The organism is Priestia veravalensis (assembly GCF_001457055.1).
Lineage (GTDB): Bacteria > Bacillota > Bacilli > Bacillales > Bacillaceae_H > Priestia > Priestia flexa.
On record NZ_KQ758687.1, the window covers coordinates 1 to 21,013 of the forward strand.

22 protein-coding genes and 3 pseudogenes are annotated in these 21,013 nt (G+C 37.4%); 19 read left to right on the plus strand and 6 right to left on the minus strand.

Annotated features, from left to right (window positions below):
• The 5 genes from AS180_RS23295 to AS180_RS17340 form a co-directional block, all read left to right on the plus strand.
• Nucleotides 1–232 (plus strand): hypothetical protein (locus tag AS180_RS23295; RefSeq protein ID WP_175384214.1); only part of this gene is annotated, 232 nt, incomplete at its 5' end.
• Between the two features lie 43 nt (nucleotides 233–275).
• Entirely contained in the window at nucleotides 276–977 is a 702-nt protein-coding gene (locus AS180_RS17325) for a hypothetical protein (protein ID WP_139109220.1), read from the plus strand.
• A 295-nt stretch (nucleotides 978–1,272) separates the two neighbouring features.
• Nucleotides 1,273–1,905, plus strand: a complete 633-nt coding sequence (locus AS180_RS17330; RefSeq protein ID WP_062687200.1) for a hypothetical protein — start codon at nucleotides 1,273–1,275, stop codon at nucleotides 1,903–1,905.
• 3 nt (nucleotides 1,906–1,908) lie between these two features.
• On the plus strand, nucleotides 1,909–3,831 hold the full coding sequence (locus AS180_RS17335) for a DUF6792 domain-containing protein (protein WP_062687201.1): 1,923 nt from the start codon (nucleotides 1,909–1,911) through the stop codon (nucleotides 3,829–3,831).
• Between the two features lie 3 nt (nucleotides 3,832–3,834).
• A complete protein-coding gene (locus AS180_RS17340) occupies nucleotides 3,835–4,221 on the plus strand; it encodes a hypothetical protein (RefSeq protein ID WP_062687202.1) in 387 nt (128 codons plus the stop codon).
• A 77-nt stretch (nucleotides 4,222–4,298) separates the two neighbouring features.
• On the opposite strand, the pseudogene AS180_RS21800 reads toward AS180_RS17340, so the two are convergent.
• A pseudogene (locus AS180_RS21800) lies at nucleotides 4,299–4,574 on the minus strand (hypothetical protein).
• Between the two features lie 282 nt (nucleotides 4,575–4,856).
• Between AS180_RS21800 and AS180_RS17345 the strand changes: the two are divergent.
• Together AS180_RS17345 and AS180_RS17350 are read left to right on the plus strand one after the other, a co-directional pair.
• On the plus strand, nucleotides 4,857–5,090 hold the full coding sequence (locus AS180_RS17345) for a hypothetical protein (protein ID WP_197414243.1): 234 nt from the start codon (nucleotides 4,857–4,859) through the stop codon (nucleotides 5,088–5,090).
• A 78-nt stretch (nucleotides 5,091–5,168) separates the two neighbouring features.
• Nucleotides 5,169–5,381, plus strand: a pseudogene (locus tag AS180_RS17350) (hypothetical protein); the annotation flags it as partial.
• A gap of 32 nt (nucleotides 5,382–5,413) precedes the next feature.
• On the opposite strand, the gene AS180_RS17355 reads toward AS180_RS17350, so the two are convergent.
• The 4 genes from AS180_RS17355 to AS180_RS17370 all read right to left on the minus strand — a co-directional run bounded on the left by AS180_RS17355 (nucleotide 5,414) and on the right by AS180_RS17370 (nucleotide 10,223).
• The gene (locus AS180_RS17355; protein ID WP_062687203.1) at nucleotides 5,414–6,802 is read right to left on the minus strand and encodes a Sau3AI family type II restriction endonuclease; all 1,389 of its coding nucleotides are present in this window, start codon (nucleotides 6,800–6,802) and stop codon (nucleotides 5,414–5,416) included.
• 136 nt (nucleotides 6,803–6,938) lie between these two features.
• Nucleotides 6,939–8,234: a DNA (cytosine-5-)-methyltransferase gene (gene dcm / locus AS180_RS17360; protein ID WP_061786541.1), complete on the minus strand. Its 1,296-nt coding sequence runs from the start codon at nucleotides 8,232–8,234 to the stop codon at nucleotides 6,939–6,941.
• Nucleotides 8,235–8,392: 158 nt separating this feature from the next.
• Nucleotides 8,393–9,022 carry a hypothetical protein gene (locus AS180_RS17365; protein WP_082636404.1) on the minus strand — a complete coding sequence of 210 codons (630 nt, stop codon included), beginning with the start codon at nucleotides 9,020–9,022 and terminating at the stop codon, nucleotides 8,393–8,395.
• Between the two features lie 910 nt (nucleotides 9,023–9,932).
• Nucleotides 9,933–10,223, minus strand: a complete 291-nt coding sequence (locus AS180_RS17370; protein ID WP_225001792.1) for a DUF3784 domain-containing protein — start codon at nucleotides 10,221–10,223, stop codon at nucleotides 9,933–9,935.
• A gap of 190 nt (nucleotides 10,224–10,413) precedes the next feature.
• Here AS180_RS17370 and nagE point away from each other — a divergent pair, with 190 nt between their 5' ends.
• From nagE to AS180_RS17405, 8 genes and pseudogenes are all read left to right on the plus strand, one after another.
• The gene (gene nagE / locus AS180_RS17375) at nucleotides 10,414–11,790 is read left to right on the plus strand and encodes an N-acetylglucosamine-specific PTS transporter subunit IIBC (protein ID WP_062687204.1); all 1,377 of its coding nucleotides are present in this window, start codon (nucleotides 10,414–10,416) and stop codon (nucleotides 11,788–11,790) included.
• Between the two features lie 89 nt (nucleotides 11,791–11,879).
• On the plus strand, nucleotides 11,880–12,179 hold the full coding sequence (locus tag AS180_RS17380) for a hypothetical protein (RefSeq protein ID WP_025908018.1): 300 nt from the start codon (nucleotides 11,880–11,882) through the stop codon (nucleotides 12,177–12,179).
• Between the two features lie 147 nt (nucleotides 12,180–12,326).
• A pseudogene (locus tag AS180_RS23995) lies at nucleotides 12,327–12,470 on the plus strand (ADP-ribosylglycohydrolase family protein); the annotation flags it as partial.
• A gap of 98 nt (nucleotides 12,471–12,568) precedes the next feature.
• Complete coding sequence (locus tag AS180_RS17385) at nucleotides 12,569–13,231, plus strand: ADP-ribosylglycohydrolase family protein (protein WP_309599133.1); 663 nt, start codon at nucleotides 12,569–12,571, stop codon at nucleotides 13,229–13,231.
• Between the two features lie 190 nt (nucleotides 13,232–13,421).
• Nucleotides 13,422–14,351 carry a class A beta-lactamase gene (gene bla / locus AS180_RS17390; RefSeq protein WP_175384215.1) on the plus strand — a complete coding sequence of 310 codons (930 nt, stop codon included), beginning with the start codon at nucleotides 13,422–13,424 and terminating at the stop codon, nucleotides 14,349–14,351.
• Nucleotides 14,352–14,456: 105 nt separating this feature from the next.
• Complete coding sequence (locus AS180_RS17395) at nucleotides 14,457–14,999, plus strand: hypothetical protein (RefSeq protein ID WP_062687205.1); 543 nt, start codon at nucleotides 14,457–14,459, stop codon at nucleotides 14,997–14,999.
• A gap of 223 nt (nucleotides 15,000–15,222) precedes the next feature.
• Complete coding sequence (locus AS180_RS17400; protein WP_025908014.1) at nucleotides 15,223–15,540, plus strand: PadR family transcriptional regulator; 318 nt, start codon at nucleotides 15,223–15,225, stop codon at nucleotides 15,538–15,540.
• Entirely contained in the window at nucleotides 15,537–16,250 is a 714-nt protein-coding gene (locus AS180_RS17405; protein ID WP_062687206.1) for a DUF2812 domain-containing protein, read from the plus strand. Before AS180_RS17400 ends, AS180_RS17405 begins: the two co-directional genes overlap by 4 nt.
• 108 nt (nucleotides 16,251–16,358) lie before the next feature.
• Here the strand turns inward: AS180_RS17405 and abc-f are convergent, their stop codons facing one another.
• Nucleotides 16,359–18,002: a ribosomal protection-like ABC-F family protein gene (gene abc-f / locus AS180_RS17410; protein WP_062687207.1), complete on the minus strand. Its 1,644-nt coding sequence runs from the start codon at nucleotides 18,000–18,002 to the stop codon at nucleotides 16,359–16,361.
• Nucleotides 18,003–18,368: 366 nt separating this feature from the next.
• Here abc-f and AS180_RS17415 point away from each other — a divergent pair, with 366 nt between their 5' ends.
• The 4 genes from AS180_RS17415 to AS180_RS17425 all read left to right on the plus strand — a co-directional run bounded on the left by AS180_RS17415 (nucleotide 18,369) and on the right by AS180_RS17425 (nucleotide 20,935).
• The gene (locus AS180_RS17415) at nucleotides 18,369–19,292 is read left to right on the plus strand and encodes a DMT family transporter (protein ID WP_025908011.1); all 924 of its coding nucleotides are present in this window, start codon (nucleotides 18,369–18,371) and stop codon (nucleotides 19,290–19,292) included.
• Nucleotides 19,289–19,777 (plus strand): GNAT family N-acetyltransferase, encoded by a 489-nt coding sequence (locus AS180_RS17420; protein ID WP_051567056.1) that lies wholly within the window; start codon nucleotides 19,289–19,291, stop codon nucleotides 19,775–19,777. Before AS180_RS17415 ends, AS180_RS17420 begins: the two co-directional genes overlap by 4 nt.
• Before the next feature lie 10 nt (nucleotides 19,778–19,787).
• Nucleotides 19,788–19,940: a hypothetical protein gene (locus AS180_RS22780; RefSeq protein WP_156413504.1), complete on the plus strand. Its 153-nt coding sequence runs from the start codon at nucleotides 19,788–19,790 to the stop codon at nucleotides 19,938–19,940.
• A 629-nt stretch (nucleotides 19,941–20,569) separates the two neighbouring features.
• Nucleotides 20,570–20,935: a hypothetical protein gene (locus AS180_RS17425; RefSeq protein WP_062687208.1), complete on the plus strand. Its 366-nt coding sequence runs from the start codon at nucleotides 20,570–20,572 to the stop codon at nucleotides 20,933–20,935.
• The last annotated feature ends 78 nt before the right edge of the window (nucleotides 20,936–21,013 follow it).

The following is a 21,013-nucleotide window of genomic DNA, read 5'->3' on the forward strand; positions in this document are numbered from 1 at the left end:
AAAAGGAAAAGTTACATATGTAGCGCCGTTTAAGAAAAAGGAAACAGGTTCGTATGGTTATGGTGCTTACATTCATCCAGATGAAGGATGGGGAGGAGTAGAGATTATTTATACTGGAAGTTGTATGGATGATCCTAAGTCATGTGGTCCTGAAGAGGAAGAGTTTAAAAAGCGTGCGTACAAGTTGATTTCCTCAGTAAAATTCTTAAACAAAAATGAGGCTAAAAAATAAGTGTTACACGTTATTACACAAACATAAAATCAGGAGGCACCAAATGTTCATAAAACGAAAACGAATCATACTCGTACTTCTCAGTAGCCTATTCGTAGGCGGCTGTCAAATGAGTGACGAACAATCAAAGAAAACAAAGTCCCTAGACCAAAAGCCAAGCGAAGTGGCGACAGAAGAATTGCCAAATACTAGAGCCCTTCAAGATGAATTTACGCGAGAAATGATCAAGTCGACAAAAGAAACGGAAAAAGGATATTACACACTTGAATCCAAAACCGGTGTGTATGAAATGTTGTTTCCAACTGGTGGAGGAATTGATGGGGTTGGTTATACGCGAAAAGACGAGAGCAGTGAGTCATTTTTAGCAGGTATTATGTATGATGACAAAGCAGGAGCCGAGCTTAGCGTTAGGTATACGACACTACTATCAAATGATGAAAAGGACATTGAATACGCCAAAAGGTTTTTAACGAATAATGTAGGTGAAGACATGACGTTTAACCAAATTGATGAAAAAGGAAAAGTGACGTATGTAGCGCCGTTTAAGACGAAGGAGTTTGGTACATATGGTTATGGAGCCTATATTCATCCTGATAAAGGTTGGGGAGGGTTGGAAATTATTTACTCAACGCGTTGTGCAGACAAGACAAAGCCATGTGATCCACAAGAAGAAATGTTTAAAAAGCGTGCGTATAAGTTAATTTCCTCGGTTGAATTCTTAAACAAAAATGAGGTTAAACAATAAATGATAGTACTCGAACTAGCACAATTCAATCAAAATGCAGATCAGTAAGAACCAAATAAACAGAAAATTAGTTAGAATACATAAGTAAATTTACTCTGTAAGAATTAAACGATGACAGTTCCAAAAACCTACAAAAATCCATTTTTAAGTAAAAAGCCCAATGTAAAAACTAACCAAGTTTTTCTATAATAGAAGAATGTATACATAGAAAGAAAGTAGGAGGCACCAGATGTTCATAAACCGAAAAGGAATTGTAGCCTTACTTCTCAGTAGCCTTGTCATAGGAGGGTGTCAAATGAGTGACAAACAATCAAACGAAACAAAACCAGTAGAACAGAAGCCAAGCGAAGTGGCTGTGGAGGACTTGCCAAATACAAGAGCCCTTCAAGATGAATTTACGCGAGAAATGATCAAGTCGACAAAAGAAACGGAAAAAGGATATTACACGCTTGAATCCAAAACGGGTGTGTATGAAATGTTGTTTCCAACTGGTGGAGGAATTGATGGCATTGGTTATACGCGAAAAGGTGAAAGTAATGAAACATTTTTAGCTGGTATTATGTATGATGACAAAGAGGAAGCAGAGCTTAGGATTAAGTATACAAACGTTTTATCGAATGACGAAACTGGCATTGAATATGCTAAAGAGCTTTTAACGAATAATATAGGTGAAAACATGACGTTTGACCGAATTGATGGAAAAGGCAAAGTGGCGTACGTAGCACCGTTCAAGACAAAAGAGTTTGGCTCATATGGGTATGGTGCTTATATTCATCCAGATGAAGGATGGGGAGGTGTGCAAATTATATACTCAACACGTTGTACGGATAAAACAAAGCCATGTGATCCACAAGAAGAAACGTTTAAAAAGCGTGCGTATAAGTTAATTTCCTCGGTTGAATTTTTAAAAAAGAAAGAAAGTGAATAATAAATGAGCGATAAACAACTTGTAGAAACGAAGGAACTGTGGTTAAGAATCACAGATTTAGGATACAAAGATATAAGTAAAAAAGAGTTTGCGCAAGAAATACAGCGAATTTATATAGAAGAAACAGGTCAGCCTTTAAAAGGAGAAATAAGCGTTGTGCGTTCTTCTGAAATTGATCAAATAGTGAAAGATGAGAATTCTTCTTATGACGGAACAGCTATACATATCTATTCAAAAGAGCAGGACGTAAACGAAATGTACGTAATATCTCAAGGTACAACAGACGCTAATGATTGGCTGTATAATATACGAGCAATGCAGGCTGGGGTAGATACTGCCCAAGCAGATAGTACAAACATTTTTGTGAAGGAAGCTCAGAAAGAGTTTAAAGAGAGAGCATCAGTAGAAGAGATTTCTAGTACCATTGGGTTGTCACATTCGTTAGCTCATAATAATAATACCGTTTCGCAATTGCTAAATGGAAACTTTGACGAAATTTACAGTGTAAATGGTGCGCAATCAACGTATTTTCAGCTTTATCAAAATGATTATAAATTTGCCGAGGCAGTTAAAGAAAAGTTTAATATAAGCTCTACTGACTATAAAGCCATCTACTCTCTCCCTCAGAACGAACTTAAAACTTTCGCAGAAGCGTATTATAAAGAAAAAGGTACGGTCATTCACCAGGTTATTTCTTCTGATGATCCATTGAACGCCCTGGCAAATATTCGAGGGTTTTTCACATTGGGTGATGTCACCATGATTGATACGAATCCTGACAAGCCAGGTCTAAAAGCTATTATTGACAAAATTCCAGATTCAGAGGTTAAAAGCTTACAAGATTTTGCATTAGTGTATGCAGAGGGATTTCAGAACGGTGGAAACAATCAAGGGATTGAAGACTTAACGGGTGTGAATATGGACGTCGTCGATAAAATTATGAACGACGGAGTAGGAGCTGCTGTTGGCACGTATTTCAGCAAAGACCTTGATGACATGATTTCAGACGTCAATAAAAAAGTGCCGCCTTTGCTTGAAAAAGTTACGAACATCACGTCGAATGCAGATGTGATTTTTGGTGAATTGAAAAACGCAGGCTATATTACAAACGCACAGAAGCAAGTCGCAGTGGAAGAGCTTGCGAACATTGAAAAGTCATTAAAAATCATTGAAGAAAAAATTAATAGCATCGACGAGAACCGCAAGATGTCAGAAGAAATGATGAAAGGTACGAAGTACAGTCCATATGCAGGGCAAGCAGCTATGGCCAGTGGGTTTAACGTAATGGCTGGTGATGTGGATGCCGCTATTGCCATTTATCATGAAGTGCAAAATATGCAAGCGAGCGCTAAGCGATTACATGAAGAGTTAGGTTCAGTTATGGAAGAAATTATTGCAAGTCACGGAATCGTCGAGATGTTAAATGCGCTAGGTGCTTCTAAAAATCAAGGATATTTAGGTAATGATTTGGTGCTGATGACTGGTGGAAACCAAGAAATTAAAGTTAATATTTCGGCTGCGGTGCGCATGTACCAAGAAGGACAGCAGGAACTTCAGAAAAAGAAAACGTATATCACTAAAATTGCTGAAAGGTTTCAAGAGCATATTATTGATGATTATGAAAACCAAAAGCAAAAGGTGCTTAGCGATATCCGTAATATTGAAACGAACCCGTGCGGTCAGCTTCCGCTTTTACGAAAGCACGTGTTTTTACCTTACTTTTCACCTGTGCAAATTGATAAAGTAGAAGTAACTGAACAGTTTAACGGTTTAAGCGGCATGGATATTTCTCACTTGATGGAAGGTTTAACTAAAAGCTTGACGGATAACGAAGACTTTTTAGAGTCAGCAAAGTCCAATATCGAACAGCTTTTCAGCAAGGACCGAGATCTTAGTATTCTATTTAACTATGTGCCTGGAGGATAACAGATGGAAGGAACTGAAAGCAAAACAGCGTTTATGTTTGAGCGCGTCTCGCCGCAAGAAGACTTGACGGATAGAACCCAACAATTTACGGAGCTCACGGATAAAATTGCCGCTATTGACGACGCATTGGAAAAGAAAATCCAGAAAATTGTAGTGGAAGACGATAGCAAAGGTAAAGTAATAAACGCGATTGTAGAAGAAGCAAAGGAACAAAAAACAAAAAGCATTGCGCTTTTAGAAACGGTAGAAGAAGAAATTGAAAAGCTTGTTTCATCTTACAATGAACAAGTCGATGCAATAAAAAGCCAAAGCATGATGATTACATACAGAGAAATGATGTATTCTACTTCACCTTTTGGGAACGTGCCGAAAGGTCCACCTTATAAGTAATGAAGAGTAGTAGAGAAGTTGAAAATCCCGCTATTAACATAAAGTTGATAGCGGGATTTTTATGGTAAACATAAGTATTAAACTTTCTCTTCACTTCCAATTAATGATGTTCTGTATGAGTTATCAATGACGCATAGCCAGTTACATCTTGATTTTTTTGGAACAATTGTATGGTTGCAGTGCTGAGCAATTTTAATGAATGCCCACTTAATTTCCTCTTTTCCACGAGCTATTTATCCCGGCTTGATTGCTAAAATAGTATTCTCAGTATAGTACTCCATTAATTCATCAAAGCGTTCAGCTTTAACTAACAAATTACATTCTTTAATAATTTCTTTTAACTCATGCTCCATCTCAATTACTCCATTCCGTCAAAATAGTGGTAAGTTCTTCATGTGCGAACTACTTTTATCGTAACATGAATAAGTTATGGATTTTTTTAAAAATAAAATGTAATATTTGTTAATTTAAGTAGTTAAAAAGTATGGAAAAAGGTCCGATATAATTAAAAATGGATATGAAATACGTTACCTCATACGTGAAATATAGTAAAGAAGTCTTGAGTGAAATCAGTATATTCTGTATATTGGATAGTAAGTGAATAAACAGATAAAAAGTCAGGTAGGAGAATGCCTATGAAAGAAACGAAAAGAGAGCGCTTTATCCGCGTAGCGGAAGCCAGAACAAACAAAATTATTGCTTTAATGGAGCTGCTTGGAAACTGCTCAAACAGAAATAACTACGAATACACGGACCAAGAGGTTGCGACCATTATGAAAACGCTAGATATGGAACTTGCGGCGCTGAAAGCGAAGTTTGATCAGCAGAGTGGGAAGAAGAGGGACCGGTTTAAGATTAAGGCAGATTAAAATATCTGCCTTTTTTATTAATAAGGCTCTGTTAAAGGTAAATGTTGATATTTGAAACCACCTCTAAATCTTATTATAATTAATTTTATGCCACCAGAAAACGAAATTAGTGCAATTGCATCAAATCTTTCTCAAGATAGTACAGTTCGCAAAGAATGGGAAAAGAAATTATCAACATTAAAGAAGGGGCAGTGTGTAGTATACGGTCCGATGTTACAACCTGATGGGACGTTAAAGCAAGTGCAGCCTGTAGTAATTAATATAAGTAGTTTAAACGGTAGATTGAATTAATAAAAAGTAGCGGTGTATGAACCGCTACTTTTTTAATATAAATCTTTAAGTAGAGAAGCAATATAAGTATCATTTAACCAATAGCATTGCTTTGTAATCATTTGACCGTCTGGTAGTGTTATTTTATCATTGCTATTTTGAGCTTTAGGGCGAATATGGCTTACACCGTTAAAATCCTTTTTAGGAAAGTTATTATGTGTTCTAGATGATTTGCCGTAAGGCTTTTCTTGGATAACAACACCGTTTTGAAGAATGGTATTTACTTCTTGCCATAACTGTTTCATCTTGGTTTCAATTGTATTAACAGGCATATTCCAAAGTTTAATACCTTTAAAGTATACTTCTCGGTTCGGATTCTCTTTTTCAGTTTCTTTATATTGAAATACAACGAATAAAAACTTTGTGTCATAGAAAGTTTGTCGAAGTTCACTTTCTTCCCAACTTTCTGTAGCCCAAGCATTAAAGTCTATATTTTTAAAAGACATACTTTCTTTAGGAACGCCATTAGGTTTTAGTCTAATTGTTTTAAACTGAATATTTGCTTTGGAAAACTCTTCAATTCCATCTAATTTCGTACCTTTAATACCAAGCAAAGAGCTAATAATTTGAGGAATAAAACTTTTAGCTTTAGGATTACTGTTAACGTTCAAACGTGCAGCCATCTCTGTAGGTGTTAGTCCTTTGTATGGTGCAAACCTATCAGCTAAAATTTCTTCTAATGATTTCTTTTTTAACTCGTTAGCCGAGGTAAAACTAACTAATTGATCGCTATGTAAATATTTTCTTACTAGAGCAGTCATATACGATTGTTTTAAAGAAAAAGCTCGTTGCATAGCACGTAGAGGAGAGTTAGGTTGTTCCCGCAAAGAATTTTTATTAGCTCCTTTAGAGCAAGCACCGAGGTAGTTTGTATCTCCCTCAGATAGTTCATGAGCTTTTCCTGCCTTAATTTTATTAACTATTGTGTGCCAATCTTGTTTAATAATTTCTAAATCCGCTTCTGGAAAAGTAAATAAAATACTTTTAAACACCTTTAAATCTTCGCGCTCTATACCTGGAATCCATTCGTAAAACATTAATAAAAGGTTTTGATTTTTTTTCAAAAAGCTTGATGTTTCAAACGTGTACTTAACTTCTTCCATGTAATTAATAATATTAAGTACCAATCTTTCTTTTGCAGAGAATGTTTTATTTTTGTTTTGCTTAAAAGGGGTCACTTTAAGTTCTAAGTTTAAATGTTCAAAGTCTGGTCGAGCATCGGAATTAATCTTATAGCCAAATAGGCTCTCTTCAATAACTTGACCAAAGCCCCCCTTAGAATTTTTGTTAGAGAGTCGATTGTAAGAGTCTATTTCTTTAAATGTTTTACCTTCAGCTTCTTTTGCTTTCAACATTACTTCATCAGTTGTTAGATATTCCATTGCTTAACTCCTTATACTATTTGTGTTTTTACAATTAAAGGATATAGTGTAATTATAATATATCAAGGTATATATTACTAGATTTGGTGAATAATATAAGAAAAAGGCTTCTACATTAACCGTAGAAGCCTTTTTCTTATAACATTGTTGGTTGTTCAAAACCCTGTTCGTAAAATTTTTCCACATCTAGATTATAAATCTCTTTAATTCTTTCACCCATTAATGCTACTAGTCCTACAACTAAAGCATTTCCCATACAAAAATATCGAGTTCTTAAAGGCATCCCTGTTTCAGTCCATTTTGCAGGAAAGTCATTTAATCGTTCACACTCTTCTGGTGATAAATAACGAAGGCGTTTAGTATAAGGATCTTCAATAACGTGTGAACTGCGGTTTGAAGTACCTTCACTAGTTAGCATTGTTCTTCCTGGCAGCGTAAGGGGGTCTGGAAAGGACATTCCACCTTCTGAATAAATATATTTATGGCCTGTTTGTGCAATTCTCTCAATTTTTTTCGGACCTTTAAGGTATTTTAATTCTTCTAGTTCAGTGCGTCCTTTTTTATTAATCTTCGATTCATCAAGGTAAAATCTCTCATCTACTGGACCGAGTTCTTGATAAATTTCTTCGACTACTTCACCCAAAGTTTTTGGCGATTTTGTCAGAGGAATTAGTTCAGCTGTATAAACTTTACCATCACGCATAATACCTGCATTTCGATAATTTTCGCTAAACTCATCGGAGACATCGACGATATCACGTGGTAACGTAACAGATTTATCTTTATGTTTTAATGAAGGTTCTTTTTCGACTTTAAATGAAGGAGCAAAGAACCCTTTTTTATGAAGAATATCTTTTTCATCTAATTTAGCTTGCTGTGTTGCAAATTCAGTTTCAACTGTGTAAGCAAAGATAAAAACTCTACGTCTGCGTTGAGCAAAACCATAATCAGCTGCATTAATTACACGCCACTCAACGTAATAGCCAGCATCACGAAATGCTGTTAACATTATAGAGAAGTCTCTTCCACGTTGTTTAGAGGGTGATTTTAACAATCTATCTACATTTTCTAAAAGAACGTATTTTGGCTTTTTATATTGGACGATGTTCATGATTTCCCAGAACAGAACCCCTTTTTTACCTTGAATACCTTTTTCACCAGATAAGGAACGTGCAACCGAATAGTCTTGACAAGGGAAACCACCAACTAATAAATCGTGATCTGTGATGTCTTTCCATACTTTCGCGATGTCCTCATTTACATGAGACGAGTCATCTCCAAAGTTTTCTATATAGCAGTTAAACGCATGCTGACTTTTAGTGGATGGCTCCCATTGATTCATCCAACTAACATCAAAACCTCCTGCGTTTTCTAAGCCTAAACGAAATCCGCCAACACCGGCAAACAGTTCAGCTACTTTAATATCTTTCATTACCAAATAAGAACATCCTTTCGGTTTAGAATAAAGCTTAGCTTCTATTATAATAAAAATTGCTAGAAAGATCAATAGGAAAGAACCAATAGTAGTAACTTTTTAATTATACAATATGGAAGAGAAAAGATGATCAACTTAACTCGAGCTAAATTTAATTATTCTGTTAATCCTTCCCCAACCAATTCCCCATAATGCCCAACCTCAACTCCATCAACTTCTCTCGCAACAACCGCAGCATCCACCATCGACAGCTGCGCAGCATAAACCCTATGGTCTGGATACGCTTTTGTTAGTTCCGCTAACCCTTGAGACACAACATCTAGATACTCTTGTTTTTCCCCGTTCATAATCAGATGAAAAGTATTAGGAATTAGATGAGACTTAGCTTCTATAGAAGAGTCAAATTTAGCTAGTGCTTGCATGGTACCATCAACTGTTTGGGGGTTGGTAAAGGCAAGGATAACAGGATTTTTTTCAGCTTTTAGCTGTGTAAATAATAGTTCGTCAATTTTAATAATGGGAACTGAGAGGTCGTTTAGCGGTAGGTGAGCCGTGAAAAAGGTGCAGGTTACTAAAATAGCATCTACGTGACAAGAAGAAATCCAGCTCATTGTATTGGCGAGCTTACTTTGAATAAATTCTGGTTTAAAGTGAGCATCAGCTTTTTGTCGGTCGAATCCGGGTTCGACGAAATGAATGAGTTCAGCTTGATGGGAGCTAAGCATTTTTTCAATGACTTCGATGTTTGAGTGGTGTGCATGTAGGCAAGCGATTGTTTTGGGCATGGTATCAGTTCCTTTTTTCGTTTACCCCATCATATCATGGATAAAAAAGGGTAAATGCTTATAGTTAAAAGTAGAGAAATGTGCGGAAGAATACTATGTTCTTACAATTCAGAGCTTCTAGGTAACACTTTTGCTTTTATATGTAAATGGCTTTTTGTTTAGCGAGTGCCTTCTATATGTGAACTATGTAATGACGTATTCGTTTTATTATAGATAATAATATAGATATAATTTATGTAATAAAAAAGAAATCTTTGGATAAATATGTTATGATGTTAATAAACAAATGAGTAATAACTAAAGAAATGTTTCCAGCATGTTAGGTGCGAATATCAAGCTCACATAAACTACCTGGGACATTCGTACCTTATTATGAAGCAAATTCGGTTAAGATAGTTCATTTTTTGAAAGAATGTACAATCTTTTAACAGTTTTTTAGCTATTTTCTTAAGAATTAATGTGGTTTTTAACATATTTTGGTTGAAAGTCGCTGTCGCATCCTATATGGATGCGTGGATTGAAATATGAGAGGAACATTGTGCGCAATAAGGCATTGAGTCGCATCCTATATGGATGCGTGGGTTGAAATACAATAGTTCTTAACATGGGGGGCAAGACTCTTAATGGCTAAGGTTTTTTGTCGAGAAAATGGGTGTGGGAACTCTGTTTCATCTCACTTATTGAAATTCACGTGATTGGAACGTGTGCGTGTGGACAGCCCAAAAAGATGAGAATCGTAATGGTTCATCGTTTAGAAGTCATTACTTTGTTATTTCCCACAATCGCTTTAAGTTATTCATAATCAAAAAGCTACGGCCAAATACTTTTAGATCATGTACGTAGAGTGGTGGCGTATTCACCTTGTTTTGGATGATAAATAAAAGCTTAGGCATAAGCGGGTTTCTTATGTCTATCTTTTCTTAAAACGATTGCCTGTATTCAAATAAATGAGCGCAAATACAATTGATACGACAAACACTATGATACCAATAACTAATAGCAGCTGGTTGGCGAGAACTTCGCTTAAACCTACCAGCAAAATCCCAAGCGAAATGGCATACATGATCTTGCCCATAAATTTACATAGAGCCACCTCATCGTATTCCGCTTTTTTCTCAGCGGGTAAGGTATTATAGCCGGCGATCAAAAAACTGCCTTTTCCTTTTGAAAGAACAAACGCGAGAATAAGAAAAGGAATCAAAATAATAAAAGGAACAATCGCTTCTCCGATAAAAATTCCTCCTTTTTAGGGTTTCTAGACTATACGACGAGCGAATTGAAAGGTTTCATATATTTGAAAAAAAACAACTTGTCTGAGCAGATAGCATGGGCTAATAAAGAAAACGCTTACATAACTATGTAGTATATCCTAAAAAAGAGGGGTGTTTGTTATGTTAGGTTTTCTTCAAAAAATCGGTAAATCGTTAATGCTTCCGATTGCGATTATGCCTGCTGCTGCGCTTTTGCTCCGGTTGGGTCAAGATGACTTCTTAGGTATACCGTTTATATCGGCAGCGGGTGACGCTGTTTTCGGGCATTTAGCTCTGTTGTTTGCGATAGGAGTTGCGATTGGATTTTCAAGAGATGGCAGCGGAGCCGCTGCGTTAGCAGGTGCTGTCGGGTACTTTGTACTGACAGAAGGAGCGGCTGCTATTAATGAAGAGATTAATATGGGCGTGCTTGGAGGAATTATCGCTGGGGTCATTGCCGGGCTTTTATATAACCGCTATCATACTATTAAATTACCAGACTGGCTTGGCTTCTTTGGTGGAAAACGTTTTGTGCCAATTGTCACATCGCTTGTGATGCTTGTGTTGGCTTTTGTGTTTGGGTATGTTTGGATCTTTGTTCAGCACTTTATCGATAATATTGGTGAGTGGATTATCGGAGCTGGAGCAGCGGGAGTCGGAGTATTTGGGTTCTTAAATCGTATGCTAATTCCGCTTGGCTTGCATCATATTTTAAATACGCTCGTTTGGTTTGAGTTTGGTGAGTTTACAAACGCTGCGGGTGAAGTTATAAAAGGAGACCTATGGCGCTTTTTAGCAAAAGATCCTTCTGCGGGAATGTTTATGACGGGCTTTTTCCTTATCATGATGTTTGGCCTTCCAGCAGCTGCATTTGCCATGGTTGCCGCTGCGAAAAAAGAGCGTCGAAAAGCGATGATGGGTGTATTTGCAGGTTTAGCACTGACCTCGTTTTTAACAGGGATTACGGAGCCAATTGAATTTTTATTTATGTTTTTATCACCGGTGTTATACGTGATTCACGCTATTTTAACCGGTTCTGCTATGTCGATTACGTACCTGCTTGATATTCATCACGGCTTTGGATTTTCAGCGGGAGCCATCGACTACTTCTTAAATTTTGGGATTGCACAGAAACCGCTGCTTTTAGCCGGTGTTGGCCTCATTTATGCGCTGCTGTACTTTATGATTTTCTACTATTTAATTATTAAGCTTGATCTAAAAACACCGGGGCGTGAGGATGGAGTAGAAGGGGAATTTGAAGAAAGCGGAGAGTTAACAGGTAGTTACGGTGACCTTGCGAAAGCTTACGCAGAAACACTTGGCGGAAGAGGAAACTTGCTTGAAGTGGATAATTGTGTGACGCGCCTTCGTTTAAAAGTCAAAGATACGAGTATCATAAATGAAGTTGAGCTAAAAAGGTTGGGAGCGAAAGGTGTACTAAAGCTAAGTGGCCAAGACCTTCAAATAGTTGTCGGCACAGACGTTGAGTTTTTAGCCAATGAGTTGAAAAAGATGTAAAGAGAAGGAGCTACTCGTAAGGAGTAGCTCCTTTTTTTACTATTTATGCTAAAATAGTAAAATATAACATTTCGATAAGGAGAGATGTCATGAATTCAAATCTCCAAACGTCTAAACCAGTAAAAGTCGTAGTGAAAAAGAAGCTAACGATTAGAAGCGTTCTAAATCTGTACGGGATTTTTGCTATTGCTGGAATGCTCCTTTCAATCTTCACAACGTTAGTGTCACTGAATGAAAATATGGAGCTTTACTTAAAAACAGAAGAAATGCTGAAAGGGAAAAAGTTAAAAGAGTTTTTAGCCTTTATTTTTGGTTCAGCGGTAGTTTATTTTTCACTGGTGAATATATATTATTACTTCTTAGAAAAGAAACATAAAAGCTCTTCTTAAAAAAGAAGAGCCTTCTTTAAGTATAAGTCAAAGAGACTGCATATTTTTACTTATGATATGATCGAAAAAAAGGTAGTATAAGGGGCTGATACAGTGGGAAGTAAAGAAGATAATAAGCAACTATTAAAAAGGAAGCTGTATCCTGCGATGTTAGGCGGGATTGTAGGAGATGGACTGGGAGTACCGGTAGAATTCAAAAATCGAGCTTTATTTAAGGTTACTGAAATGACAGGGTATGGTACATATAATCAACCTCCTGGGACGTGGTCTGATGATACGTCATTAACGATGTGTTTAGTTGAAAATATACTAGAAAATGAAGATGACGTAGGGTTGATGCACAAGTTTGCCCATTATCGTGATAATGATACTGGACCCCATACGGCAAAATGTTTGATATCGGCATTGCAACAAATGAAGCAATTTATCGCTATAAGCAAAGACTACCACTTGAAGAATGGGGAGGAAGTTCTGAGTACGACAATGGAAACGGAGCGCTCATGCGAATTGCGCCTTTATTTTTTACGCTCATTCAAGAAAAAAGTGTGAAAAAACGAATTGGTGAGATTAAACGTATAGCCGAAGTGACTCACCGTCATCCGCGATCGACCTTGGGATGTATTTTATATCTAGAGTTTATGAACGCACTTTACAATGATAAGACACCGCTTGAAGCGAATCGGATGCTAAGTGAGTTTTGCCAAGAACACATAGTGGGAACAGTGTATGAGAACGAAATTCAGCATTATGCAAGGCTGCTTGAATCAGATCTTGTTCATTTACACCGAGGTGACATCAAGTCAGATGGCTATGTGGTGCATTCGTTAGAAGCGGCGGTGTGGTGTTTGCTACATGCTGATGACTATGCTGATGCAGTATTAATGGCTGTAAACCTTGGCAATGATACCGATACGGTTGCTCTTTTAACAGGAGTTTTTGCAGGTATGTATTATGAAATGCATGGCATACCAACAAAGTGGATTGAACAGCTAGCAGGTAAAAAGAAGATACTGGACACTCTTGATCACTTTTACCTTTATTGTGCAGAGTGAAGAAGTCCAAGCTTATAAATTAATAGAGCTCTTTCTATTAAAAGAAAGAATTTTTTTATGGATTAGCACCATTAATAGAAAGAATATTCAGATTTATATCATGTGAGTATCATACATATCTCACATCGACTACTCCTAAGAAATGGTACCATAAAGCTATCAGTAAAATGACTAATTAGGGAAAGGTTGAATGATTATGATGCTAAAGAAGTGGATTTCTAATCGCTTGAAATTTAAAGCAGTCGCACCCGTTTTAATTTTTTCATGCGTATCGCTTATTGGCTTTTCTGGAGCAAATATCTCATCAGCTGAAATGAAACACGAGACTACAATTGAAAGAAAGCTTGCTAAGCTTGAGAATAAGTACGACGCTAAGCTTGGTGTCTATGCGCTGGATACAGGTACAAATAAAACAATTGCTTACCGTCCTAATGAACGCTTTGCTTATACGTCTACTCACAAAGCTTTAGCCGTTGGGGTGTTGCTGCAGAAAAACTCCATTAAAGACCTTGATAAACGAATTACATATACGCGAGATGATTTAGTGAACTATAACCCCGTTACAGAAAAATATGTTGATGCAGGAATGACGCTGAAAGAGCTATCTGATGCATCGCTTCGCTATAGTGATAATACAGCAGGAAACCTTATTCTTGAAGAGATAGGTGGACCGATAGGATTTAAAAAAGCTCTTAGAGAACTAGGAGATAATGTAACGAATCCTGTACGAATGGAGCCGGAGCTTAATGACGTACCGCCAGGCGAAATCGCTGATACGAGTACGGCGAAAGCGCTAGCTACGAGTCTTCAAGCTTTTACTTTAGGAGATGCACTTCCTGTTGAAAAACGTGAGCTTTTAATTGACTGGATGAAGCGAAATACTACAGGAGATGCATTGATTCGTTCAGGAGTACCAAAGAATTGGGAAGTAGCGGACAAAACAGGGGCAGGATTATATGGAACGCGTAATGACATTGCCGTCATTTGGCCAAAGAAAGGTGATCCTATTGTTCTTGCAGTGCTTTCAAGTCGTAATGAAAAAGATGCTTCGTATGACGACAAGCTTATTGCAGAAGCAACAAAAGAAGTAGTGAAAGCGCTGAAAGGTAAAAGCCATTAATTTAATAAGTTTTAATAATTCATAAAAAGATAACTTAAAAATGGTACTATGTTTTTATAGTGCCATTTTTATTAGAAGCAAGATAAATAGTTAGGGGAATACAAGATGAATAGTAAAAAATTAGGTAGCTTTCATGTAACTGATCTTCAGCTTATCATCTCAGATCCGTGTTATCCAATTGAGTGTGCGGTAGACGACAGCGACGATTTTGCATGGCGATTAGAACCTGCTAAAAGGGGTGAGTGGACCGCAACAGTTTTCTATGAAGATGATTTTACGATAAGTAAATTAGTAGCTACGCACACTGATTTTAAAATGACTGATAATTGGATTGACACCGGAAAAGAAGTTGGAGTAGATTCAGCCAAGGCAGGAATATTTGATGCATCTGTTTATGGAAGAGACGACGCAATTACATATGAAGTGGAAAATGTGCATGAGATTAATATGGATGAAGAAGGTCTTACGTATTATGTAGCTTGCTGCGATGCAGTCGCATCTTCTGAATATGAAGCTGGTATCGTCCCTGGTGGAGTTGTGTCGATGGCTGGAATAGGTGATGGTTACTATCCAGCTTACGTTCAATATGATAATCAAGAAATAGCCGCAGTATTATTAGATTTTTGGTTTGATGAAGAAGAGGAATAAAAACAAACTGCTTTTATATAAAAGTGTTAACATTTATAAAGGTAATCTTCAAGTGCGCTCTCTTGTGAGAACGCACTTTTGTATTTGGAAGGCCTATTTTCTGCTTTCATTAATCTTGAAATAAAATCCAAATTCAATCTAGACATCTATATCACATTATGATATATTTTATTTAGTTATATTTTAATATGATATATCTTGAAGTGATATAAGAGGTGAGGATTTGGGAAAAACAGAGCAGTTAACAGATTCAATGTTTTACATAATGGCAGCTTTAACAAAGCCAAGGCACGGCTATGCTATTATGAATTTAATCGAAGAAACATCAAAGGGCACAATTACAATAGGGCCCGCTTCCATGTATACCATTATTAAAAAGCTGTTAGACAAAGAATGGATTTACTTATACGATGCTTCGGATTCAAGACGTAAAACGTATTTCCTTACCGATGCAGGAAGAACTGTGCTTAGAGAAGATGTAACCCTTAGAAAAATGATGATTGAGCTAGCTGAAACGGGATTGGGGGAGGATGAAGAATGAAACAAACCAAGTACATCATGTCAGGTGGCCTTGCTTTTGCTGAAGAGAAGGATATGAAAAAATTACGCCGATTTTCTTTAAAAGGATGGCACGTTACTGGTTTTAAATTTTTGGGGTACACGCTTGAAAAAGGAGAAAGCTCAGACTATATCTACAGCGTAGACTACCGATCCCTTGAAGTAGGAGAAGAAGATGAATACTTTGATGTTTTTGCATCCGCCGGGTGGTCTCACGTAACTTCAGAAGGAGATATTCATTTGTTTCGAGCAGAATCTGGTACAAAAGCAATTTATAGCGACTCTGAGACGTTAGTTGAAAAATATAAAAGCTTGTCTAATTCCATGGGGTATATCGCGATTTCATTAGTAGTAATCACAGCGCTTGCGTGGTTGGGAACGATGATGAGCTCTGGAGTTTTACATTCGCTGCTGACTGTGATTGGTATCGTGCTAACAGTTGTTGCCTTTCCAGCAACTTTGACTGCCATCGCATCCTATAATAATAAATGGAAAGTGGAGGAAAAGAAGGGTTTAGTTGCTTTGTTGAAAATTATACCAGCTGCTCTTGTCATAATGGCAGTTCTTGTCTTGGTATTCGGTGATTATGACTCAGCTCGTCTGCTAGCCTATATGATTATTGGAGGAACTGTCTTTCCAGCAGTGATCTGGCTGATTATGTCTTTATTTCATAAAGTGAGAAACGAAGCTTAAATGAATAGCTCAAACAGAGAAAAGCGATTAGACTCTTTAGTTTCTAATCGCTTTTTCTTGTCATTCAAGTTTACTAGAAAAAGTGGATAATTGAATAGTAGTGAATGCTTATTGTAGCTCTTTAATCCTCTTCGTCAGTTCCGCAAACTTCAAATCCAACTCTGCATAACCCTTATGATTTGGTGTAAGAAAACTTAGTTTCCCAAGTACTTCCTGGCGCTCCGTTTCAAGCGTTAAGCGGAGCTTTTCTTTGTCATCGATGGTGCTTGGCGTATCGCCTGATGTTTGTATCTGCTTTTTAATTCGTTCATTATCAATAACCAGCTGCACGGTAGTTACCTTTTCAACGAAATAGTGGTCATGAGAAACGACTAGCAGCGTTCCTTTGTACTGCGCTAGCGTTTTTTCGAGCTGTTCTCGAGAAGGTAAGTCAAGGTGATTGGTGGGTTCATCTAAAATCAGCACGTCTTTTTCGTCTAGAATGTACTTCATCAGCTTACATTTCACGCGCTCACCCATACTCATGTTGGCAATTGGCTCGTTCCACTGTGACGCGACAAAGCCTAAATGCTTCATTAAGTTTTGAACATGCCCTCGAGCTTCAAATGTTTCTCGATGAAAAAGCTCCTTTGGGGTTTGGTCAAGCGGAAGGTCAAATACTTCTTGCGTTAAGTACCCAATTTGAGCAGAAGGGGAAATCCATAGTTCGCCTTTTGTCGGCGCTTCGTTCTTCATTATCATTTGTAAAAGCGTCGTTTTCCCGCTGCCGTTAGGGCCTATAATCGCTACTTTCTCACCGTGCTGAATCGTGAAGTTTGCTTCTTTAAATAAGACACGGTCTATAAATGATTTTTCCAGTTCTTTTACTTCTAAAAAGCGGTTGCCGTGCTTATGGGTTGAAGTAAATGAAAATTGAACCTGATACTCCTCAGCGAGAGCTTCTGTTTTAAACTTTTCCAGCTCTTTTTCAAGACGCTTTTGTTTTGACTTCACCTGTGAATCTAAACGCTTGGCTTTGACGCGGTGATATTCTTTAAAACCTTCTTCTTTTGTTGATCGTGCATGACCTGACTGTGACCAAGCGGTAAGTTGCTTCATTTGTTTGTTGATACGCTCTTTCATTTTTTGTTGCTTTTCGTATTCTCGCTGCTGGGTAAGGCGAGCTTGTTCACGGTGTTTCATATAGTCGCTGTAGCTTCCGCTGTGCGCAATAACTTTTTGATTCTCAATAGACCAGATTTTTGTTGCGATCTGATCTAAAAAATAGCGGTCATGGGAAACCAAAAGGATCGTTCCTCGGTATTTCTTTATCTCTTTGATTAAAAGCGCCGTGCTATCCGCATCTAGATGATTTGTTGGTTCATCTAACAATAAAAGGTCAGAGTAGTTCGCTAAACCTCTTGCAAGGCGGGCTTTCAGCTTTTCACCACCGCTCAGCCGCTGAAAGTTGCCGGTTGGCACGTTCCATTTCCTTAAAAGCGTTTCTTCTGATGATGACACGTCTTCAAATAAGTAGGAGCTTGCTTCTTGCTCGACCATAGAAATGGAAAGGTTGGGCTGAAAGTGCTGAATTTTTCCATCTGTTGGATTCATATCTCCAGTTAGTAAGCGAAGCAAGGTGGATTTGCCGGCACCGTTTTTACCGATAATACCTATAATGTCACCTTGCTGGATACTTACATTTACATCTTTAAACAGCGTGTATTCATCTAACTCAAGCTTCAATTTTTGTAATTGTAGTAGTTCTAACATCGAATCATCCCTTCGGTACAGGGAGAATAAAAAAATCCTCCCAATTTCATTGGAAGGATTAGTCGAGTCCGCATTATTGTCCCGCATAAAGAAGCCTATAAGCAGAGCGCTTGTAGGGGTGGTTGAAAAATGGGCAGACTAATCCTAAGTTTTTAAGACTTGAAATTATGAAATTTCAAATGTAAAAAATTAGGTTAGTTATCCATTGTTCATCCATCATTCCTCTCGTATTTATTAGTGAAAATTGTAGCATGCTTACATACAATGAGCAACCCTATTTAGAAAATAAAGCCTTTTTCAAGATTTGTTGCGTCCCGTTAGGATATTTATGGTAAAATAAATTCAATTTTATAGGAGGTGCAAGGAATGAATCACAATCAAGCATCTCTCAATTCTTCATCTGCTAAGCTGAAGATGATTGTATCCATGGTTATTTTTGGTTCAATCGGCTTTTTCTCAGAGCGGTCTAATTTACAGTCAGTGGAGCTTGTTTTTGTTAGATGCGTGTGCGCGACGCTATTTTTAAGCACTTGTTGGGTGTTAACTGGAAAGTATAAAGAAGAAAAGTGGAGTAAAAAAGATATTTTTCAAACGTTAGTGTGTGGCGTGTTTCTTGTGTTAAACTGGGTATTTTTATTTAAAGCATTTGAACAAACGTCCGTTACGGTTGCTATTTCAATCTATCATTTGGCACCGGTGTTTGTTTTGCTTTTAGGAGCTATCCTTTATAAAGAAAAGTTAACCCTTATATCGGTGATGTCGCTGGGGATTTGTTTTATCGGTGCTCTTTTGGTTTCAGGGATTAATGCTGGTACATCAATGAGCGATTTACTTTCTTCAGGGGTGGTTTGGGGGCTTTTGGCTGCGTTCTTTTATGCATTCACTACGCTAGCAGGTAAAGGGATTAGAGAGCTAAGTCCTTATGCAACAACGTTTTTACAAACCCTGGTTGGAATCTTTATGCTGATTCCGCTCGTTAGCTTTCACTCTTTTTCTGAGCTATCTTCTATTAACTGGATAGTTGTAGCTACAACAGGCATCATACATACTGGTATCGTCTATTTGCTGTTTTTTGATAGTTTACGATTTTTATCGTCAAACGTCATTTCGGTTCTCGTGTTTTTAGATCCAGCGGTAGCTATTCTACTAGATACGCTTCTAACAGGCTTTAGACCAGATATTTTACAGAGTGTTGGCATTGTCCTTATTTTCGGAGGCATGGGGTTAACGATGATGAAAACGAAAAAGAAACCAGACTATTCATATCGTGAAGGGGAGAGTGTGAAATGATTGATCTTAAAATTAGACCCGTACATCCAAATGACGCAGAGGCTGTTCATGAAATTAGAATTCAGCCGTCCGTTGCGCGCCATACGTTAGCGGTACCTTCAGAGCGTGTGAAGACACCGAGCGAATTTATGAACAGTATGAATCATGATACGCATTTAATGGTGGCAGAGATTGAGGATAAAGTGGTTGGGATGGCTGGTCTTCATGTTAAACCAGGAAAGCAACGTCATATTGCTGTAGTGGGTATCTCTATTCATGCAGACTATCACGGAAAAGGTGTCGGCAGTGCTCTTATGGATTCACTACTGGACATTGCAGACAACTATTTAGGGCTGATCCGCTTAGAATTAGAGGTGAGTGTCTCAAATAAAAAAGCAATGAAGCTCTACGAGAAAAAAGGGTTTCAAGTAGAGGGGCAACTAAAAAAAGCGCATTTCTATGCAGGTGAATATCATGATGTGTTCATAATGGGAAGGGTGAAGTGAGAGGATTAGGTTGGGAAAGTTTGTAGAAAAAGGTTTTATATATGGTCTTGCTTTAGGCTTTTGTATAGGTGTGTTTTTTGTACCTTATAAAGAGGTATTGGACTCAGGAGAAGGATTCATTGAAATGTCACACATGGAACTTATTGACATTTTCGTGGTTTAATGCGAATCTGTGCTGCTAGTGGTCTTAGCGGAGCTGGAATTGGTTATTACTTATATGTTGATAAAATGAAGCACTCTAAGTAGTGGAGTGTTGTGCCGAGATTGAGACATAAGTAGTTCAGCCCCTACTATACCTGAACAATTGAGAGTTCACAACTTTTAATCGTTCAGGCTTTTTGTTGATTGGGAAAAACCAGTTTGGAAACAGGGTGGAAAGGAGCGTAGAAAACTCGACTCCTCCCCGCGGAAAGCGTGTGGCGTAGCGCAATGGAACGAACGTGTTCAGACAAACTAAAGAGATGGGAACAGCTATTGTTCGTTTTTTTGAAGCAATCATTTTGTTATGTCCCAAACTCATTTTTTATTAATTAATTAAGACCCTTATACTGCTATTTTCCTAACGAGGAATTTTTCCAATAATTTTAAAATGTATAATTATTTTCACTTTCTTTTATTGAAGCTATCGGAAAATTTGATTATAATGAGGTGTGTAAATTTTTCCATTATTTGAATAAGCTGATACTTATACCTGTTTCTTTGAAAAACTAGGTCAGCCATCCTTTACTGGTTATAAAGCGTTTATTCCTGTGAGAAAAATAGAGAAGTAAGATGATATAAAGGGGATTATAAATGAAGAAAGTACTGCTTGTAGCTTTTGTTTTTATATGTATAGTGGGCTGTTCACTTGGTGGGAAAACAGAAGTGGAAGGACAAGCTGTTTTCTCTGATGAAGGAAAAGAGTGGAGTGCTGAATACATATATGACCACAAGCTTTATCAAGAGCGCAAAACAAATTGGGTAACGCTAGAGCCAAAAGAGATTCAGCTAACGCCAGAACAATTGAAATACATTACGGTTGAAATTCAAACGAGTGATGGTGATACGGTAACGGGAAACGTAAAAGCTATGATGAATAAATTGGACGATAACGCTGTTTCTTTTTTAGTTGGTACGCTTAATGATCGAACATGTAAAGAAGCACTAGTGTTGCATTAATTTAAATTAACTATTAAAAAGACTCAAAATCTTCAATTTTATTATTTTAGGCAAACAAAAAGTCCTTTATAATGGAAA

Excerpts from the sequence above, each read along its gene's own strand:
- AS180_RS17420 (WP_051567056.1), top strand. The coding sequence starts at position 19,289 with ATGATTGATCTTAAAATTAGACCCGTACATCCAAATGACGCAGAGGCT.
- AS180_RS17330 (WP_062687200.1), top strand. The coding sequence starts at position 1,273 with ATGAGTGACAAACAATCAAACGAAACAAAACCAGTAGAACAGAAGCCA.
- AS180_RS17345 (WP_197414243.1), top strand. The coding sequence starts at position 4,857 with ATGAAAGAAACGAAAAGAGAGCGCTTTATCCGCGTAGCGGAAGCCAGA.
- AS180_RS17325 (WP_139109220.1), top strand. The coding sequence starts at position 276 with ATGTTCATAAAACGAAAACGAATCATACTCGTACTTCTCAGTAGCCTA.
- AS180_RS17425 (WP_062687208.1), top strand. The coding sequence starts at position 20,570 with ATGAAGAAAGTACTGCTTGTAGCTTTTGTTTTTATATGTATAGTGGGC.
- abc-f (WP_062687207.1), bottom strand. The coding sequence starts at position 18,002 with ATGTTAGAACTACTACAATTACAAAAATTGAAGCTTGAGTTAGATGAA.
- AS180_RS17355 (WP_062687203.1), bottom strand. The coding sequence starts at position 6,802 with ATGGAATATCTAACAACTGATGAAGTAATGTTGAAAGCAAAAGAAGCT.
- AS180_RS17415 (WP_025908011.1), top strand. The coding sequence starts at position 18,369 with ATGAATCACAATCAAGCATCTCTCAATTCTTCATCTGCTAAGCTGAAG.
- AS180_RS17405 (WP_062687206.1), top strand. The coding sequence starts at position 15,537 with ATGAAACAAACCAAGTACATCATGTCAGGTGGCCTTGCTTTTGCTGAA.
- AS180_RS17365 (WP_082636404.1), bottom strand. The coding sequence starts at position 9,022 with ATGCCCAAAACAATCGCTTGCCTACATGCACACCACTCAAACATCGAA.
- AS180_RS17380 (WP_025908018.1), top strand. The coding sequence starts at position 11,880 with ATGAATTCAAATCTCCAAACGTCTAAACCAGTAAAAGTCGTAGTGAAA.
- AS180_RS17335 (WP_062687201.1), top strand. The coding sequence starts at position 1,909 with ATGAGCGATAAACAACTTGTAGAAACGAAGGAACTGTGGTTAAGAATC.
- dcm (WP_061786541.1), bottom strand. The coding sequence starts at position 8,234 with ATGAAAGATATTAAAGTAGCTGAACTGTTTGCCGGTGTTGGCGGATTT.
- nagE (WP_062687204.1), top strand. The coding sequence starts at position 10,414 with ATGTTAGGTTTTCTTCAAAAAATCGGTAAATCGTTAATGCTTCCGATT.
- bla (WP_175384215.1), top strand. The coding sequence starts at position 13,422 with ATGATTATGATGCTAAAGAAGTGGATTTCTAATCGCTTGAAATTTAAA.
- AS180_RS17395 (WP_062687205.1), top strand. The coding sequence starts at position 14,457 with ATGAATAGTAAAAAATTAGGTAGCTTTCATGTAACTGATCTTCAGCTT.
- AS180_RS17385 (WP_309599133.1), top strand. The coding sequence starts at position 12,569 with ATGTTTGATATCGGCATTGCAACAAATGAAGCAATTTATCGCTATAAG.
- AS180_RS17340 (WP_062687202.1), top strand. The coding sequence starts at position 3,835 with ATGGAAGGAACTGAAAGCAAAACAGCGTTTATGTTTGAGCGCGTCTCG.